General features: G+C 66.0%; 14 protein-coding genes and 1 pseudogene. 9 read left to right on the top strand and 6 right to left on the bottom strand.

The features are described 5' to 3' along the window. Positions 1 to 250 precede the first annotated feature (250 nt). A complete protein-coding gene (locus BW971_RS17180; RefSeq protein ID WP_083710214.1) occupies positions 251 to 625 on the top strand; it encodes a YrdB family protein in 375 nt (124 codons plus the stop codon). Between the two features lie 102 nt (positions 626 to 727). Further along, a complete protein-coding gene (locus tag BW971_RS17175) occupies positions 728 to 2,452 on the top strand; it encodes an acyl-CoA dehydrogenase family protein (protein WP_076482192.1) in 1,725 nt (574 codons plus the stop codon). Between the two features lie 88 nt (positions 2,453 to 2,540). Here BW971_RS17175 and BW971_RS17170 read toward each other — a convergent pair whose 3' ends face one another. Beyond that, on the bottom strand, positions 2,541 to 3,194 hold the full coding sequence (locus BW971_RS17170; RefSeq protein ID WP_076482067.1) for a TetR/AcrR family transcriptional regulator: 654 nt from the start codon (positions 3,192 to 3,194) through the stop codon (positions 2,541 to 2,543). 55 nt (positions 3,195 to 3,249) lie between these two features. On the opposite strand from BW971_RS17170, the gene BW971_RS17165 reads away from it, so the two are divergent. Beyond that, positions 3,250 to 3,813: an ester cyclase gene (locus tag BW971_RS17165; protein ID WP_076482189.1), complete on the top strand. Its 564-nt coding sequence runs from the start codon at positions 3,250 to 3,252 to the stop codon at positions 3,811 to 3,813. Between the two features lie 41 nt (positions 3,814 to 3,854). Here the strand turns inward: BW971_RS17165 and BW971_RS17160 are convergent, their stop codons facing one another. Continuing rightward, positions 3,855 to 4,706 carry a helix-turn-helix transcriptional regulator gene (locus BW971_RS17160; RefSeq protein WP_076482187.1) on the bottom strand — a complete coding sequence of 284 codons (852 nt, stop codon included), beginning with the start codon at positions 4,704 to 4,706 and terminating at the stop codon, positions 3,855 to 3,857. Between the two features lie 102 nt (positions 4,707 to 4,808). Here BW971_RS17160 and BW971_RS17155 point away from each other — a divergent pair, with 102 nt between their 5' ends. Then, positions 4,809 to 5,756 carry an SDR family NAD(P)-dependent oxidoreductase gene (locus tag BW971_RS17155; RefSeq protein WP_076482185.1) on the top strand — a complete coding sequence of 316 codons (948 nt, stop codon included), beginning with the start codon at positions 4,809 to 4,811 and terminating at the stop codon, positions 5,754 to 5,756. Between the two features lie 28 nt (positions 5,757 to 5,784). Here BW971_RS17155 and BW971_RS17150 read toward each other — a convergent pair whose 3' ends face one another. After that, a complete protein-coding gene (locus BW971_RS17150; protein WP_083710212.1) occupies positions 5,785 to 6,936 on the bottom strand; it encodes an HNH endonuclease signature motif containing protein in 1,152 nt (383 codons plus the stop codon). Between the two features lie 16 nt (positions 6,937 to 6,952). After that, a pseudogene (locus BW971_RS22290) lies at positions 6,953 to 7,429 on the bottom strand (hypothetical protein); the annotation flags it as partial. 313 nt (positions 7,430 to 7,742) lie between these two features. Here BW971_RS22290 and BW971_RS17140 point away from each other — a divergent pair. Then, positions 7,743 to 8,528 (top strand): hypothetical protein, encoded by a 786-nt coding sequence (locus tag BW971_RS17140; RefSeq protein WP_234974458.1) that lies wholly within the window; start codon positions 7,743 to 7,745, stop codon positions 8,526 to 8,528. 132 nt (positions 8,529 to 8,660) lie between these two features. After that, entirely contained in the window at positions 8,661 to 9,533 is an 873-nt protein-coding gene (locus tag BW971_RS17135) for an alpha/beta fold hydrolase (RefSeq protein WP_076482060.1), read from the top strand. A 52-nt stretch (positions 9,534 to 9,585) separates the two neighbouring features. Here BW971_RS17135 and BW971_RS17130 read toward each other — a convergent pair whose 3' ends face one another. Further along, the gene (locus tag BW971_RS17130; RefSeq protein ID WP_076482058.1) at positions 9,586 to 10,404 is read right to left on the bottom strand and encodes a DNA-formamidopyrimidine glycosylase family protein; all 819 of its coding nucleotides are present in this window, start codon (positions 10,402 to 10,404) and stop codon (positions 9,586 to 9,588) included. A 177-nt stretch (positions 10,405 to 10,581) separates the two neighbouring features. Here BW971_RS17130 and BW971_RS17125 point away from each other — a divergent pair, with 177 nt between their 5' ends. Both BW971_RS17125 and BW971_RS17120 read left to right on the top strand, forming a co-directional pair. Then, positions 10,582 to 11,826, top strand: coding sequence for a S8 family serine peptidase (locus BW971_RS17125; RefSeq protein ID WP_076482055.1), 1,245 nt, complete (start codon positions 10,582 to 10,584; stop codon positions 11,824 to 11,826). A 62-nt stretch (positions 11,827 to 11,888) separates the two neighbouring features. Further along, on the top strand, positions 11,889 to 12,122 hold the full coding sequence (locus BW971_RS17120; RefSeq protein WP_076482053.1) for a hypothetical protein: 234 nt from the start codon (positions 11,889 to 11,891) through the stop codon (positions 12,120 to 12,122). Here BW971_RS17120 and BW971_RS17115 read toward each other — a convergent pair. After that, positions 12,108 to 14,567, bottom strand: a complete 2,460-nt coding sequence (locus BW971_RS17115; protein WP_234974457.1) for an FdhF/YdeP family oxidoreductase — start codon at positions 14,565 to 14,567, stop codon at positions 12,108 to 12,110. The genes BW971_RS17120 and BW971_RS17115 overlap by 15 nt on opposite strands. 78 nt (positions 14,568 to 14,645) lie before the next feature. Here BW971_RS17115 and BW971_RS17110 point away from each other — a divergent pair, with 78 nt between their 5' ends. Next, positions 14,646 to 17,030: a Tex family protein gene (locus BW971_RS17110; RefSeq protein WP_143690434.1), complete on the top strand. Its 2,385-nt coding sequence runs from the start codon at positions 14,646 to 14,648 to the stop codon at positions 17,028 to 17,030. Positions 17,031 to 17,038: the final 8 nt, after the last annotated feature.

Genomic DNA, 17,038 nt, shown 5'->3' with positions numbered 1-17,038 from the left:
GCCATATTTCGCGGACTATCAGCAGGTCAATGGCTGTTTCTAGGACGCCGAACGCTACAGGTTCGAATCCTGTCAGCCCGACGCAGGTCAGAGGCACTTTCTGTAGACGCAGAGGGCGCCTCACTTGCTTTCGCCCGACTTCTGATCGCTTTCCCCACTTGCTGGAATCGCCCGTCACGTCGCGTTTAGAGAGCAGTGTTCTTGAATTTGCTCGGGCAACATGGTCTCATTGTGAGAGCACTGCTCTCGAATGATGCTGCGGCTGCCGGAGGACCTGATGACGGACAATGCGAACGCGAATGACGTGGTGGCGTTCCTTGTGGAGATGGGGACACTTGTCTTCCTGGGACTATGGGCGTGGCGCCTGGGCGAGGTGAAGTGGTCGCGAGGTGTGACGGTGGTCGTGGTGGTCGGCGCCGCCGTCATCCTGTGGGGTCTTTTCGCTTCTCCGCGAGCGACATTCGACGTGCCGGTGGCGGAAGTCGCAGTCAAGGTCATGGTGTTGGGTGGTGGGATTCTGGCCGCGTTCGCCGCGATCTCGTCAGTCCCGATCGCAGTCGCGTGGGGAGCCGTTGTCGTCGTCAACACAATCCTGATCTACGTCGGCCCGTTCGCGCGAACGTGACCGCGGGCCACGCCACGCTGATCGCGGCGATGTTCCTGGTTGCGTCGAACCGATCGCGCAGGGCGATGTCGCCACGTCTGCACGATCGCTACAGTGACGGTCATGTCAGGCGTCCTCTTGAATCCGGGTTCCCACGATTACGCGGAGTTCGATTCCGAAACGCGGCGATTGCTGCGGTCGACGATCGACTTCTTCGAGTCCTACGGCAAGCAACGCTTGCTGCAGGCTGACCTGAATGCCGAGTGGGTCGCGGACTTCCTGGAGTTCGAGAAGAAGGAGAAGCTGTTCGCGACCTTCCTGACGCCTGCGGCCTATGCCGATGGGGACGAGAATCGGCGCTGGGACGGAGCTCGCAACGCGGCGCTGAGTGAGATCTTCGGGTTTTACGGTCTGGCGTACTGGTACGCCGAGCAGGTGACGATTCTGGGACTCGGACCGATCTGGATGTCGGAGAACGCCAAAGCCAAGACCAGAGCCGCACAACAACTCCTCGACGGCGAGGTAATGGCGTTCGGACTGTCCGAGCGAGCACACGGCGCGGACGTGTACAGCACGGACATGATCCTGACGCCGTCGGCAGACGGCGAGAGTCTCACCGCGTCGGGGACCAAGTACTACATCGGGAACGGCAACGTCGCCGGCACGGTGTCGGTATTCGGTCGGCGTGCCGACGTGGACGGGCCGGACGGTTACGTCTTCTTCACCGCCGACTCGCGCCACCCGAACTACCGGCTGGTCGACAACGTCGTACACGGGCAGATGTACGTCTCGACATTCGAACTCGACGACTATCCGGTGACGGCCGATGACATCCTGCACACCGGTCCACAGGCGTTCGCTGCCGCACTCAACACCGTCAACGTCGGCAAGTTCAATCTCTGCCATGCCTCGATCGGCATGTGCACTCACTCGCTGTACGAGTCGATCACCCACTCCAACAACAGGGTTCTGTACGGCAAACCGGTCACCGACTTCTCACACGTGCAGAGCAACTTCGTCGACGCGTTTGCGCGGCTGACGGCCATGAAGATGTTCAGTGACCGCGCGGTCGATTACTTCCGCAGTGCGAGCCGGGACGACCGCCGTTATCTGCTGTTCAATCCCGTGACCAAGTCGAAGGTCACGTCCGAGGGCGAGACCGTCATGACGTTATTGCTCGACGTGGTGGCCGCCAAGGGTTACGAGAAGACCACGTACTTCCATCAGGCGAATCGTTTCATCGGTTGGCTACCGCGGTTGGAGGGCACGGTGCACGTCAACGTTGCGCAGATTCTCAAGTTCATGCCCAACTATCTGTTCAATCCCGCCGAATACCCGGAGATCGGGACTCGCGATGATGCCACCGACGACGCATTCTTCTTCGCGCAGGGTCCGGTCGGCGGTGCAGGGAAAATTCAGTTCGCAGACTGGAAGGCTGTCTACGAATCGCGTCTCGACGTGCCCAACGTCGCTGTGTTCTACGAACAGGCCACGGCGTTGCAGACGCTGCTGCAGACGGCCCCGCCCAGTCCCGAGCAGCAACAGGATCTCGACTTCGTCCTCACCATCGGTCACCTGTTCACACTCATCGTGTACGGACAGCTCATTCTCGAGCAGGCGGCGATCACCGGTCTCGATGACGACATGCTGGGCCGGATCTTCGACTTCCAGATCCGCGACTTCTCCGGTTACGCGGTGTCGTTGTACGGCAAGCCCTCGACGACGGCGGCTCAGCAGGACTGGGCTCTGGGCGCAGTGCGCCGACCAGCCGTCGATGCGGAGTCGTTCGACCGGGTGTGGCGGCAGGTGCAGTCCCTCGATGGCGCGTACGTGATGCCGGAGGCCTGAGGTCGAGGTAGGGCGTGGTGGTCAGTGGCCACTCGGACGGCTTGTCCAGGTTGAACACGCCGACATGTGTGCCGACTGCGCGATCTTCTCACGTCGCAAGATCGGGCAGGAGTTCGGCGATCATCGCGTGAGTGATCCAGTCCTGATATTCCGCGATCGACCACCCTCGCCGCACGACGAGCAGTTCGTAGATCTCCGGTGAGATGAGAGTCCACAGGGTGTCCCGAGCCTTGTCTACCGTGAGTCCCGGACGGAGAGTGCCGGACTCGGATAGATGGCGGGCCAGCATGGTCATTCCGTCGAGTCGCTGCTGCAATGCTTGGGCCCAGAGCGTCTGCAGCGCCGGATCGGATCGTGCGCCATCACGGATCGCGATCATCAGCCGTCCGGCTCGCTCGATGCGGGGGACTGCGGTTGCCGCATATCGCTCGATCTTGCGTCGGGGATCCGGCTCGATGTCGACCGCTTTGTTCTCCGGCCGATCGGCGACCCTCACGTCGTTGTCGTCGCCGGCCAAGGCCTGATCGAGGGCGTCCTTGATCAGCCCGGACTTGCCGTCGAAGGACTTGTAGATCGTCTCCGGTGACACACCGGCCGCGTCGGCGATCTCGGCGATGGTCACGTGAAAGCCGCGGCGCTCGAACAGGTCCGTGGCCGCCAGCACGATTCGACGCCTGCGGGCTCGGGCCTCGTCACGGCGTCCGGACGAATCGTATCCACGCCTCCTATTGACTCCAGCCATGCTGTCATCAATACTCGAATTTCACTACAGTCTCCCTGTATCCGAAGGTGCGGTCATGATCGACAAAGCTGAGATGGTCGCCGTCGCGACGAAATCACTGATGGACATGGGTTCGGGGGATAGGGCCGCTTTCGACGCGACCATCCATCCAGAAGCCACCAACAGGGAAGGGGTCGACGAGCCGCCCGCCTGTCGCGGCCGCGGACCCGAGGCCTTCTGGCAGACGGCGCTGTGGTTACGTGCGGCGTACCCGGACCTACGGTATGACGTGCACGAGATGGTGACCGACGGTGACTTCGTGGTCGCTCACGCCACGATGTCCGGTACCCACCGCGGTCCGTTCGTCGTGTACGACGCCAATGCTGAGATCAAGCAAGTGTTCGCTCCTACGGGCAAGGACTTTGCCGTCACCCAGTCGCACTGGTATCGGATTCGCGGCGGCCTGTGCGTCGAGCATTGGGCAAATCGCGACGACCTCGGGATGGCTGAACAACTCGGCTGGGTTCCGCCGTCCCCGGGTTACCTGTGGCGCTGCGCCCGCGCCAAACGTACTGCCGTGCGTGCTCAAGCGACCGCTCTCGCGCCCGCGGCCCACACCTCCCCGACATCAATGGTCTAGGTGGTCGAGAGCGTTGACAGTTGCCTCTCGCGGCTCGGTAGTCACCGCGCGACGTCGACGACGTCCTGGGTGCCGAGGACGAGCGCGAGGGCCAGTCGGTCCGCGTCCTCGCTGCCCGGTTCGGCCGAGTAGATCATGATCCGGAGATCGTCACCGGCAACGACGAGGGTGTCGCAATCGAGCGCGATGTCTCCGACGGCCGGGTGCTCGACGATCTTGTGGCGGCCGCGATCCTCGGGCAGAACGAGATCCGCGGAGCTCCAGAGCTCGACGAAACGAGGGCTGGCACGCGACAGTTCGGCAATCAGCCTTCGAATACGTGGGTCGTCGGGGTAGTTCGCGGCGGTGAGACGAAGGTCGGCGACGATACCGACTACCTGTTCGTCGCGTTCCTCCTCGCTGAGCGCCGCGAGCGGACCTGGGCCGACCACGTTCCGCCAGACGCCGTTGCGCTGGACCCCACGCCACGTCTGTGCGCCGCTGATCGCGTCGTACGCACGATTGGTGCTGATGACGTTCCACATGGCGTCGTAGACGACGATGGGGTTGCCACTGAGCCGGGCGAGAAGGCGGTGCACACTCGGCGGGATACGTTGCGACACCAGGCCTGCACCGGGTGGCTGCTGCCCGGCCAGCCGAAACAACAACTCCCGCTCCGCATCGCCGAGGCGGAGTGCGCGTGCGAGCGCTTCGACGACCTGCGTCGACGGTGAAGTCGCGCGACCCTGTTCCAATCGGGTCAGGTAGTCGACCGAGATACCCGCGAGTGCCGAGAGTTCTTCGCGTCGCAGCCCTGCGGCCCGGCGACGTCCGCCCGTCGGCACTCCCACCGTGTCCGGCCTGATCCGGTCACGCCAACGGCGCACCGCATTCCCGAACTCCGAATCCGCCACCACCCGAGTGTGCCTCCCCGAGGAGGTCGTGTCCTGGCCCTGGCAGTCCTACGACACGTCGACGACTGGCTGCGGTCCGAGACGCTGACCACTCTGGTGACCATGACCTCTACGCACAGTTCGACTTCTCCGCAGACGGGCACCGTCCTCATCACCGGACCGACCGGCAGTCTCGGTCGCGAGGCGACCCTCGCGATGGCACACCGCCCACCTCATGACCGGCCCGACCTCATTCTCGTGGGTCGGCCCGGCGGTGGACTGGATGACATCCTCGCCGAGGTGCGCGCCACCGGGACGACCGCTCACGCAATAGGTGCAGATCTAGGACATATCAGCGAAGTTCGTGCAGCCGCAGCCCGGGCGCAAGAGCTTGTGACGCGTGGCACGGTGCGACCGCTCCGTGCTCTCGTCGCGAACGCCGGAGTGACCGGAAGCGTCTCCGGTGCGCTGACCACGGATGGCTACGAGCGCACCTTCGCCGTCAACCATGTGGCTCACGCGGCGCTCATCGGTGACCTGCTGCGGACATTCACCTCGCCCGCCCGCATCGTGCTCATCGGCTCCAACACCTACTACCAGAACATATGGCGCCGCATCCTCGGCGTTGCGCCATCGGAGTGGAAGGACCCGCTCGAGCTCACCGCACCGGAATCCGCGCCGCACGATCTGCACTCTGCCGGCGTCGCCTACTCCACTTCGAAACTCGCTATCCTCTATTACGCACACGAACTGCAGCGCCGCGCACCGGAGGGGGTGGCGGTGTCCGTGTTCGAACCGGGTTGGATGCCATCCACTGGATTGGCTCGCGAGATGCCCGCCGCTCTCAGACGAGTCATGGGTGCCATCGCTCGCATCCCAGGAGTCTCGTCGCCACGGGAGTCCGGTCCGCTGCTCGCCTCCGTCGCGCTCGACGAGAAATGGGCTTCGCTCCGTGACGGCGCATTTGTCGTCAAGACGGAGGTTCGCGACGTCGAACCGTTCGCTGTCGATCGAGAGCGCGAGTCCCGGTTGTGGACCGCCACGGCCGAGCTGATCGAACGAGTCAGCTAGCCCAGACCGCGCCCCATAGTCGATCGGCTCAGGCGGCCACGGGTTGGTCGTGGGGTGGGTCGCCGAGGGGTATGAGGTGGAGGTCGTGTTCCCAGCGGTGGCCTTCGGCGAGGTGGGCGCGTGTGAGCGTCAGGTGATCCCTAAAGGTGTTGCGGAAGTGTTGGGCTGTGCGCGCTTGGTCGGACTGGAGGGTGAGTTGTTCGCGGTTGGCTGACACGCGGGCAGCGATGGTGCGATCCTGCCGCAGCACCGGATTCGGCAGCAGTGGTCCATCCGTGCCGCGTTGTCGCCACCCGACACGTCCGACCCAGTCGGGTGGTCCGGTGTCGGGGGTGATGATCTCGGTGATCCACCCATGTTCGCTGTCGTTGACCTGGGCGTGGTCGGCGTCGCACGCCAACGCCAACACGGTCACATCGGTGCGACCATCGTTGCGCCATTCGTGCACGTGATGCACGGCCACGCGGGTGGCGGGTTGATCACACCCGGGTCGGGTGCACCCCCGTTGGGAGGCGATCAACGCCATCCGCTGATCCGAGCTAGCGAGTCGTCGTTGCCGACCGAGAAACAGGGGCCGGTCCTTGTCGTCCAGCAGGGCGAGGAACGGCCGCGACGTGCCGGCCAACGCGAGCGCATCGCGGACGGGGAGGGTGCCGCCGGAGGCGGTGGTCGCTATCCCGGTTTCGGCTTCGAGTTCTTCCAATGTCATGGTGAGGATGACTTGCGTGGGTAGGCCTCGGTGTTGGCCCAACACCCCAGAGTCGGTGATCGTTCGGAGCATCAGGGCGAACGCATCATGGTTGCGTTGCGCGGTGCTGCGGGTATCCCGTTTCGCCGCCGCGGCGAGAACGTCGGCGTTGACCTTGTCCGCATCGCCCACGGGCGACTCCGGGTCGTCGGGGTTGTTCATGCCCGGCCGCGCCCATTTCTCGGCCAGCACATCCCACAACGCCCGGGTCACCGGATCCAGTTCGCCGCGGATGCCGGACATGTGATCCACGCCTTGGCGACCCAGCGTGAGACTGCGTCGGCGTTTCCTATCGCGGTCGTCGTCATCGACACCGTCGGGGTCCAGGTAGGCGAGCATCCGTTGCGCCGCCCGGGTCAACTGATCCGGGTCCAATACCGCTGCCAGTGCACCCAACTGTTGTTCGGCGGCTTCCCACACCCGACCGGTCATCCCGGACCGCAGCAGGAAACTTGGCGATCACTGCCCGCATCACCCGCAGATGTGCTGCCCCGATCGCCCCGTCACGCAGCAGTGCGGCCATGGTCGGTGCGTACGGGGGCAGGCTTTCCCCGGTCAACCCCACCATCGGGGCACAATGCTCAGTGTTCGCAACGCGCGCCGCTGATTCGGAGCCACTCAGCCGCATAACTTCCCGCAGGTACGCGTTGCGTCGCAGACCGCGTTTCGGGGGTAACCCACGCTCCAACATCTGCGTGGTCAACGCCACCTGCACGGCCTCATCTCGCCGCGTCTGCCGCTGCAACCGCCGCGCCGCGTCCACCACCTGCTCGTCATCCAATTCCACAAACGACTTGTCGACCAACCTGTCAGACAACGCCTCTCGAACGGACAACAACTCGTCGGTGTCGAAATCATCGAGGGCCGCCAGGACCGACCGGAGGGTGTCGGGGGTTTCGTCACCGGACCCTACGTTCGGGAACATGTGTTCGATCGTACCGAGTAACGCATGATCATGCCATCGATACTTGTCACCGTTCGAATGAGATAACCCCGACTGCAACATCATTCCCGCCCATCGCTTGCCGTCGGGATCACACGTGTGTCGTTGTCACTCGGGGACGCGCTCAATCGTCGGACGGTCCACCGAGAACTCGTTACGCTGAACCGCATCGGGAAGAGGGGACAACGTGGCGAGAGCGCCCGAACCACCAGCGCCATCTGCGTCGGACCGCGTCCTGCATACGCTCGACCTGCCATCGCGGCTCTGGTGGCGTGTCTGGGGTCGTCCGGTGGATATGGACGCGACCGAGTCCGATTTTCTGCGTGCCCCGTACAACCGACGTCACACCGTCGGCGACGCGTGGTTGGACGATCTGAACGCGCAAGGATTGGTGCGGTCGTCGTCTCCGGACGATGGCCTCTTCGACGACATGTCCCGCCTCGACGGACCGCCATTCGATGCCGCCCGCCTGCAACCACAGGTGCGTGACTTCTACGAGCACACCGCGCGCTGGCGAATGGAGGTCTGGGCGCAGTGGAATCCGCTGCTCGCGCCCGGCGGGTTCGCGGTGTCGGCATTGTTCGGCCGCCGTGTGCGGCAACTCGCCCTGCCCACGTCGCCGCTCTCGGTGAGTCGTGGGATGTCCAGCGAAGTCCATGTGGTCACCGACGACACCGGTGTGCGGAGAGGTGCCGCATGGCTGCGCACGCTGCGCATCGACGGATCTGCGGTGTACAGCGGCTTCTACCGGCCGGCCACACTTCCGGTGGACCGTCAACCTCATGTGGCGGTGTCGTTTCCGTTGGAGATGGGTCACGTCGACGTTTACCTGCGCCCGCGGGTGAATCAGGACGGCTCGTTGACGCTGGAGTCGCGATCGCATCATTTCGGCGAGGACGGTGCGTACGTGTCGGTGCTCCTGGGCGGACAGTGGTACGCGGCACAGGTCCCATTGCGTGAGCGCTTCCGGGTCTACGTCGACGACGAGGGCGTGTTGCGAACCGATCACTCGCTGCACGTCGGTCCGGCGCGAGCGTTGCGGCTGCATTACCGACTGGAGCGCGAGCCCGAGGGGAAGTGAGGCCGGTGGCCGTGTCAGTCCAACGCGCACGGTCACACCACCGTCCTCGTGCCACTACGACGAATCACCTGTCGAGACCTGATCCCGGCGATAGTGTCCACCCGAGATCTTTCGTCGACCCGAGGTTGGACCATGCCTTCTGACACCTTCGAGTTCACCGACTCCACCGGCACCACGTTGGCCGCGTACCGGTGGGATCCGAGCGCGGCAGCACGAGCCGCGGTGCAGATCGTGCACGGCATGGGGGAGCACGTCCTGCGCTACGAGCATGTGGCCGCAGCCCTCAACGACGCCGGGTTCGTGGTCTACGGCTACGACCAGCGTGCCCATGGGGCCAGTACCGGCTCCGCTGAGCTGGGAGCCGTCGGCGGGGACGGGTGGCGCCACCTCGTCGACGACATCAGCGAGTTCGCCCGGTTCATCCGCCAGAACCACCCCGGACTGCGCAACGGTCTGTTCGCGCACAGCATGGGGTCGTTCGCCGCCCAACAAGCGCTACTCGACCACAGCGCGGACTTCGACGCCGTCGCCCTCAGCGGCACGGCTTCCATCGACATCCTGGAACCCGTACTCGACCTGAGCGGTCCGCTCGACCTCGCGATGTTCAACGCTCCGTTCCAGCCGCCGCGCACCGACTTCGACTGGCTCAGCCGCGACGAGGCTCAGGTGGACGCCTACGTCGACGATCCCCTCACCGGATTCGGGATCGATCCCGACGGAGCACGGGAGATGTTCGTGGGTGCACGTGCACTGGCCGACCCCGAGCGGGTCGCCGGCATTCGTCACGACCTGCCGATCTACCTGGCCGTGGGGGAGTCCGACCCGGTGAATGGTGCTCTGGCGCTGTTCAACCCGCTGGTCGAGCGATTGCGGTCGGCAGGTGTCGAGGACCTGACCACACGCGTCTATCCGGAGGCGCGGCACGAGATCGTGAACGAGCTGAATCGGGACGAGGTGATCGGTGAGCTGATCACCTGGTTCGGTGAGCGCCTGATCGTGGACTGAGAGGCGACCCGCGACCGCCGTCCGGTTGTCGGCCGGTGACGAGCGTGACGAGTCAGCCCTGCTCGCGTGAACAGAACCACGTGGTCCGACCGCCCACCGTCCCGCGCTTCATCGGCGCGCCGCAGCGCGGGCACGACGCGTCGGCGTGGCGGAACGGGATGATCTCCCCGGTGTGTACACCGCCCTTGCGGATCGCCGACCGGATACTGCGCCTCAACACCCGCCGCAGGTCGTCGATCTCGTCGGTGGAGAGGGTCTTCGCCGGCCGGGACGGTGACAGCGCAGTCTCCCACAGCACTTCATCGGCCAGGAGGTTGCCGATGCCGGAGATCGCTCCCTGATCCAGCAGTCGCGCCTTGATCGGGGCGGTACTGGCACCGACCAGGTCGCGGAACTGCTCGCGAGTCACCTCACCCGCATCCGGGCCCAACGCGTCGATGTCGGGCTCCAACCGCACCCGACCGAGGCGTCGTTTGTCGAACAACCGCAGCATGCCGCCGTCGTCGAAGGTGATCGAGAACCGGGTCCACTCCGGCTTGTCGGTGGGTCGTTCACCAACGTGCGGATCGCCGCCCGCGTAGCGCGATCCGCTCTCGCCCTCGGGCCCGGTCACGATCACCCGACCACCCATTCCCAGATGCACGCCGAGCGTCGGGCCCGCCGACCCATCGGCGTTGCGCACCTCGCACCACATGGCTTTGCCCTGACGATGCGCCGCCACCAATCGGCCACCCATCAAGGCGTCGGCGATCTCGCCCGGTCGATGCGGACGGCATTCGAATTCGTCACGGTCGTCGACGTCGACGATGTCGCGGTCCAATGCCTTCTCGATCACCTGGCGGGCATTCTCGACCTCGGGCAGTTCCGGCATGTCCTCTGTGTACCCCGTCGTCGGCGACCGCCCCACGTGACCCCTGATGTGCGGTGCGGTGTCGGGGCCCGCGCCTAAGGTCGAGGTGTCCGCAGGAGAAGCGAACCGACCCGGGCGGCGACGAGCGGTACGGATCCACCAGCAGTGGCATCCCCACATCGACGAACAGGAGACCCCATGAGCGACAGGCAGACGACAGGTCGGATGATCGTGGTGCTCGGTGGTCCACAGGGAACCGATGCGGTCGCGGACCTCCGGCAGATCGCCGGGATCACCCGTGTGGCCAGTACCACCGACTTCTCCGAGCAGGCCGTCGACATGGCCGACGTGGCGTCCGCCGAGGCCACCGTCTACGCCGAACTGGGTGTCGCCGTGGTGGCAGCCGATGCAGATCAGACCGCCGCGCTGCGCGCCGATGTCGGCAGGCGGATCGTCGCGGTGGAACCAGAACTCATCCTGTACGCCCGCGGTGCCGACGGTTCACCCGACTACGTGCGCGGCTACCGAGATGGGGTCACCGACCTGTCCGCACGCCTAACCTCGGAGGGTGACGCCACGCGCGCGCTGCAGTCGTACTCCGACACCGACGCCTACACCTGGGGGCTGCAGGCCGTCGGTGTCGACCGCACCACGGTCACGGGAGCGGGAAGCAAGGTCGCTGTCCTCGACACCGGGTTCACGTTCGACCATCCCGACTTCGCCGGACGCACCATCACCTCACAATCCTTCGTCGCCGGTGAGGAACCCGCCGACGGGCAGGGACACGGTACCCACTGCGTCGGCACCATCACCGGACCCGCCGCACCAGCGGGTTCCCGCCGCTACGGGGTGGCGCCCGACGTCGACATCCATGTCGGCAAAGTGCTGGGCAACAACGGATCCGGCTCGGACGCAGGCATCCTGGCCGGGATCAACTGGGCCCTCGCCTCCGGCTGCCAGGTGGTGTCGATGTCACTCGGCGCCAACGTTCGCGAACCGTCCGCAGCCTACGAGCGGGTCGGTTCCCGCGCGCTCGCCGCGGGAACCCTCATCGTCGCCGCGGCGGGCAACAACGCCAAGCGGCCCGACGACCCCGGCTTCGTCGGCGTCCCAGCGAACAGCCCGTCCATCATGGCCGTCGCCGCCGTCGACCACGACCTACAGGTGGCGCCCTTCTCGGCAGCGGGAACGACGGTGGAAGGCGGCCAGATCGACGTCGCCGCACCCGGGGTCGACGTCTACTCGTCCTGGTTGCTGCCGCAGATGTACAACACCATCAGCGGTACCAGCATGGCCACCCCGCACGTGGCGGGTCTCGCTGCGCTCTGGCATCAACAGTCCGGCGCAACCGGTCGCGACCTGTGGACGCTGCTCACCCAGCACGCCCGACGACTCGGCGCGACCTCGCAGGATGTGGGTAGCGGGTTGTGCCTGGCTCCGTGACCTCTGATCCCGTGACCTGCGGTTCCGTCGCCACCTGAGAGACCGCGGCGTACCCTGACGCCATGCCGCAGTTCACGCTGACCGTCGCCGATCACAAGCTCGGAGAGATCGACGGCGTCGCCGCGGCCGCCGCCCAGGCCGGGATGCATGTCGACCAGGTACTCGGTCAGGTGGGCATCATCTGCGGAACCGCACCAGCCGAATGCGCCCCGACGCTGAGGTCGATCGAGGGTGTGGCCGCGGTCGAGGCGAGCCACTCGTATCAAGCGGCCCCACCGGACTCACCCGTCCAGTGACACCTCGGATCGGGTCGGCGTCACCTTGACCTGCAGCGACTTCATCAGGGGCTGATCGCTCTGTGAACTGAAGTCCAGTGGGCCCATCAGCATGTTCATCTCCGGCATGTAACCGGCGGCGCTGCCACGCGGGGTGTTGTACCCGACCGCGCGGTACCGGCTGACCGAACGGACGCTGCCGTCCACCGACGTGCAGGCGATGTCCACGAACTCACCCTCGTCGATGCCGCGATCGGCCATGTCGTCGGTGTTCATGAAGATCAACTCGCGGAGGTTCTTCACGCCGCGGTAACGGTCGTTGTTGCTGTAGATGGTGGTGTTCCACTGGTCGTGCGACCGCATGGTCTGCAGGACCAGTACCTCCGGATCGTCGGGGATGATCTTCGGCAGCGGCGCGAGCGAGAACTCCGCGCGACCCGACTCGGTGCGGAAGTCGCGCTCACGAGCCGGTTGGGGGATACGGAAACCGAGGTGGTTGTCGCGGATGAGATGGTTGAACCCCTCGAAGCCCGGCAGCACCGCGGCCATCACGTCGCGGATGCGGTCGTAGTCCCGGACCAGCCATTCCCACGGTGTGGGACTGTCAGGGAGGGCCGCCCGCGCCATACCCGCGATGATGGCGGGCTCGGACCTCAGCTCCGACGATGCCGGACGACGCTTTCCCACCGAGAGATGCACCATCGCCATCGCATCCTCGACGGTGACCCCCTGCGGTCCCGCGGACTGCATGTCTTTCTCGGTCCGGGTGAGGCACGGCAGGATGAGCGCCTGCTTGCCGTGCACCAGGTGACTGCGATTCAGTTTGGTGCTCACCTGGACGGTGAGATCCAACTTCCGCATCCCGCGGGCGGTGTACCGGGTGTCCGGCGCGGCCAGGACGAAGTTGCCGCCCATCCCGATGAACACCGTGAGCTTGCCTTCGTTCATCGCCTTGATCGACTTCACCGTGTCGAGCCCGTGGGTACGCGGCGCGGTGATGTTGCAGACCTCGCTGAGCTTGTCGAGGAACTCGTCGCTGGGGTTGTGGTCGATGCCGCACGTGCGGTTGCCTTGTACGTTGCTGTGGCCACGGACCGGTGAGGGGCCGGCGCCCGGACGGCCGATGTTGCCGCGCAGCAGGAGCAGGTTCACAATCTCGCGAGCGGTGTCGACACCGTGCTCGTGCTGCGAGACGCCCAGACACCAACTGATGACGGTCCTCTCGGACCTGAGGTAGATGTCCGTGAGCTTGCGCAGCACCTTCTGGCTGACACCGGATTCGCGGACCAACTCGTCCCAGCTCGTCGCCTCGAGGAGGCTGCGGTACTCGTCGAATCCGTGGGTCTTGTCGGCCAGGAAATCCGCGTCGAGCACGGTTGGGTCGCCGGCCGCGGCCTCCAGGGTGCCTTTGGCGATGGCGCGCAGCATCGCGAGGTCGCCACCGGGCCGGACCTGCACGTTGCCGGTGCTGGTGTCCGTGGTCCGGAAGGTGGCCATGTCGAGGATGTCGTGCGGCACGATGGTGCGCGTCTCCGCGGCCTCGACGAAGGTGTTCACGTGGATGACCTGGGCGCCGCGCTTGGTGGCCTCGGCCAGCGAGGTGAGCATGCGGGGTGCATTGGATGATGCGTTCACACCGAGGATGAAGATCGCGTCGGCGAGATCCCAGTCCTCGAGGTCGCAGGTGCCCTTGCCGGTGCCGATGGCGGCCTTCAGGGCGCGGCCGGATGCCTCGTGGCACATGTTGGAGCAGTCCGGCAGGTTGTTGGTGCCGAGTTCACGGGCCATCAGCTGGTACAGCCAGGTGGCCTCGTTGCTCAGGCGCCCGGAGGTGTAGAACGACGCCAGATCGGGACTGGGCAGGTTCTGCAGGGTCGTGCCGACGAGTCGGAAGGCATCGTCCCAGCCGATCGGCACGTAGTGGTCGGTGTCGGCGTCGTACACCATGGGCTCGGTGAGTCGGCCCTGGTTCTCGAGGTCGAAGTCGGTCCAGCCGGCGAGCTCCGTGACGGAGTGCCGGGCGAAGAATTCGCGGCCTGCACGCTTCTTGGTCATCTCCCAGGTGGTGTGCTTGACCCCGTTCTCGCACAGGTCGAGCTTCAGCCCGTGCTGGTCGTCGGGCCAGGCGCAACCGGGACAGTCGAAACCCTTGACCGGGTGATTCATCTTCAGCATCGCGGTGCTGCCGCGGAGCAGCTCGTGTTCGCGCAGGAGCACGTGACCCACGGACATCGCGGCACCCCAACCGGCAGCGGGGTGGTGATAGTCGTGCTGCGACCACGGCTTGTCGGTGACTGGTCCGTACCCGCCCTGGCGTGGAGTGATCGGCAGCAGCCCGGGAACACGACTCGCGGGCCCGGGCTGCGTCGGTGCGCTCGCGGGCGAGACGTGTTCGGTCATGTCGTGGGGTCGGACGTCCTGGGGCACGTCTTTCGCGCCGTGCAGTGAGTCGGTCGTCTCATCCATCGCGCATCGTCCTTACCACTGTCGTGTTACCCCACCTGCGACTGTAATCCCGGTGTCCACCGATTCGCCGTCTGTAGGGTGCAGCGGGTGAATTCGACTGCAGTGGGGAAATCGGTCAACGCACGGCTCGCCGAGGAGCTCTCGGTGGGTGAGCATCAGGTCGCCGCGACCGTGCGGCTGTTGGACGAGGGCTCGACGGTGCCGTTCGTCGCCCGCTATCGCAAAGAGATGACCGGCGGACTCGACGACGCGCAGCTGCGACTGCTCGACGAGCGGTTGCGCTATCTGCGAGAGCTCGACGAACGACGGTCCGCGATCCTGGCCTCGATCGAGGAGCAGGGCAAGCTCACCGAGGACCTGCGCGCGGCACTGGTGGCCGCCGACACCAAGTCGCGGGTGGAGGACATCTACCTGCCGTACAAGCCGAAGCGCCGCACCAAGGCGCAGATCGCCAGGGAAGCCGGACTGGGGCCACTGGCCGATCGACTGTTGGCCGATCCGACGCTGACGCCCGAGAGCGTCGCCACCGAGTACGTCACCGAGACCGTCACCGATCCGGTTGCCGCGCTGGACGGGGCTCGCCACATCGTCATCGAGCGGGCGGCTGAGGACGCCGATCTGGTCGGCGCCGTCCGTGAGAAGTTCTGGGCCGAGGGTGTGTTGCGGACCGCGCCACGCTCGGAGGCCGTCGCGGCCACGCCGACGGGTCAGAAGTTCCGCGACTACTTCGACTTCACCGAGCCGTTGCGCAGCATGCCGTCGCACCGGGTGTTGGCGGTGCTGCGCGGGGAGAAGGAGGAGGTGCTGGGCCTGACCTTCGATGCCGGCGACGACGACGCCTATCAGGCGATGATCGCTGCCGCATTGGGTGTGAACCTGACCGGGACCGCCCCTGCGACACCGTGGCTGCGGACGGCGGTGCAATGGGCGTGGCGGATCAAACTGATGATCGCCGCTGAGGCCGATGCCCGCTTGCGGCTGCGTCGGGGTGCCGAGGACGACGCGGTGACGGTGTTCGCGCGCAATCTCCACGATCTGCTGCTCGCCGCCCCGGCAGGTGCCCGGACCACCCTCGGCCTCGATCCGGGGTTTCGGACGGGGGTGAAGGTCGCCGTGGTCGACGGCACCGGCAAGGTGGTCGACACCTGCGCCATCTTCCCGCATCAGCCGCAGAAGAAATGGGCCGCGGCCAAGCAGGTGCTCACCGGACTCGTCGATCGTCATCAGGTCGACCTGATCGCCATCGGCAACGGCACCGCCTCGCGGGAGACGGACGCCCTGGCCGCCGAACTGCTCGGCGAGCTGCGGTCGTCCGGCGCGCAGGTGCCTGCCACAGCAGTGGTCAGCGAGGCGGGCGCATCGGTGTACTCGGCGTCGGAGTACGCGGGTCACGAGTTGCCGCACCTCGACGTCACGCTGCGTGGCGCGGTGTCCATCGCACGGCGACTGCAGGATCCGCTGGCGGAACTGGTGAAGATCGACCCGAAGTCGATCGGCGTCGGCCAATACCAGCACGACGTCAACCCCGGCACGCTCGCCCGCAGCCTCGATGCGGTGGTGGAGGATGCGGTGAACGCCGTCGGGGTGGACCTCAACACCGCATCGGTACCGTTGCTGACCCGGGTGTCGGGAGTGTCGGCCGGACTGGCCGAGTCGATCGTCGCCCACCGGGACGTGAACGGGCCCTTCCGCACCCGCGCGGCGCTGCTGCAAGTACCGCGGCTCGGGCCGAAGGCCTTCGAACAGTGCGCGGGGTTCCTGCGCATTCCGCACGGCGACGACCCGCTCGATGCGTCCGGCGTGCACCCCGAGGCCTATCCGGTGGTCCGCAGGATCCTCGATCGCGCCGGCGTCACCCTCGCCGAACTGATCGGTGACACCCGTTCGCTACACGCGTTGCAGCCGAACGACTTCGCTGACGACCGCTTCGGTGTACCGACGGTGACGGACATTCTCGCCGAACTCGAGAAGCCCGGACGTGACCCGCGTCCGGCGTTCACCACCGCGACGTTCGCCGCGGGTGTCGAGAAGGTCGCCGATCTGACGCCGGGCATGGTGCTCGAGGGTGTCGTCACCAACGTCGCCGCCTTCGGGGCATTCGTCGACGTGGGGGTGCACCAGGACGGCCTCGTGCACGTCTCGGCGATGTCCGACAAATACGTCTCCGACCCGCACGAGGTGGTGCGATCCGGCCAGGTGGTGAAGGTCAAGGTCCTCGAGGTGGACACCGATCGCCAACGCATCGGCCTGACCCTGCGACTCGACGACGAGGTCGGACGGGGTGCGAAGAAGCCGGGCGCACCGAAACACGAACGACGGCAGGGCGGACGATCGCCACAGCGCGCCGATGACGTCGGCCGCGGCGGCAAGCCCGCGCAGACCACCGGTAAAGGCCGCCGCCCGGCACCCGCACCGACCGGCTCGATGGCGGACGCCCTGCGCAACGCGGGGTTCGGTCGGTAACTGGGCGA

The sequence above is a fragment of the Williamsia sterculiae genome (assembly GCF_900156495.1).
In the GTDB taxonomy this organism is placed as follows: Bacteria; Actinomycetota; Actinomycetes; order Mycobacteriales; family Mycobacteriaceae; genus Williamsia_B; species Williamsia_B sterculiae.
This window is presented reverse-complemented; position numbering and strand designations above follow the sequence as displayed.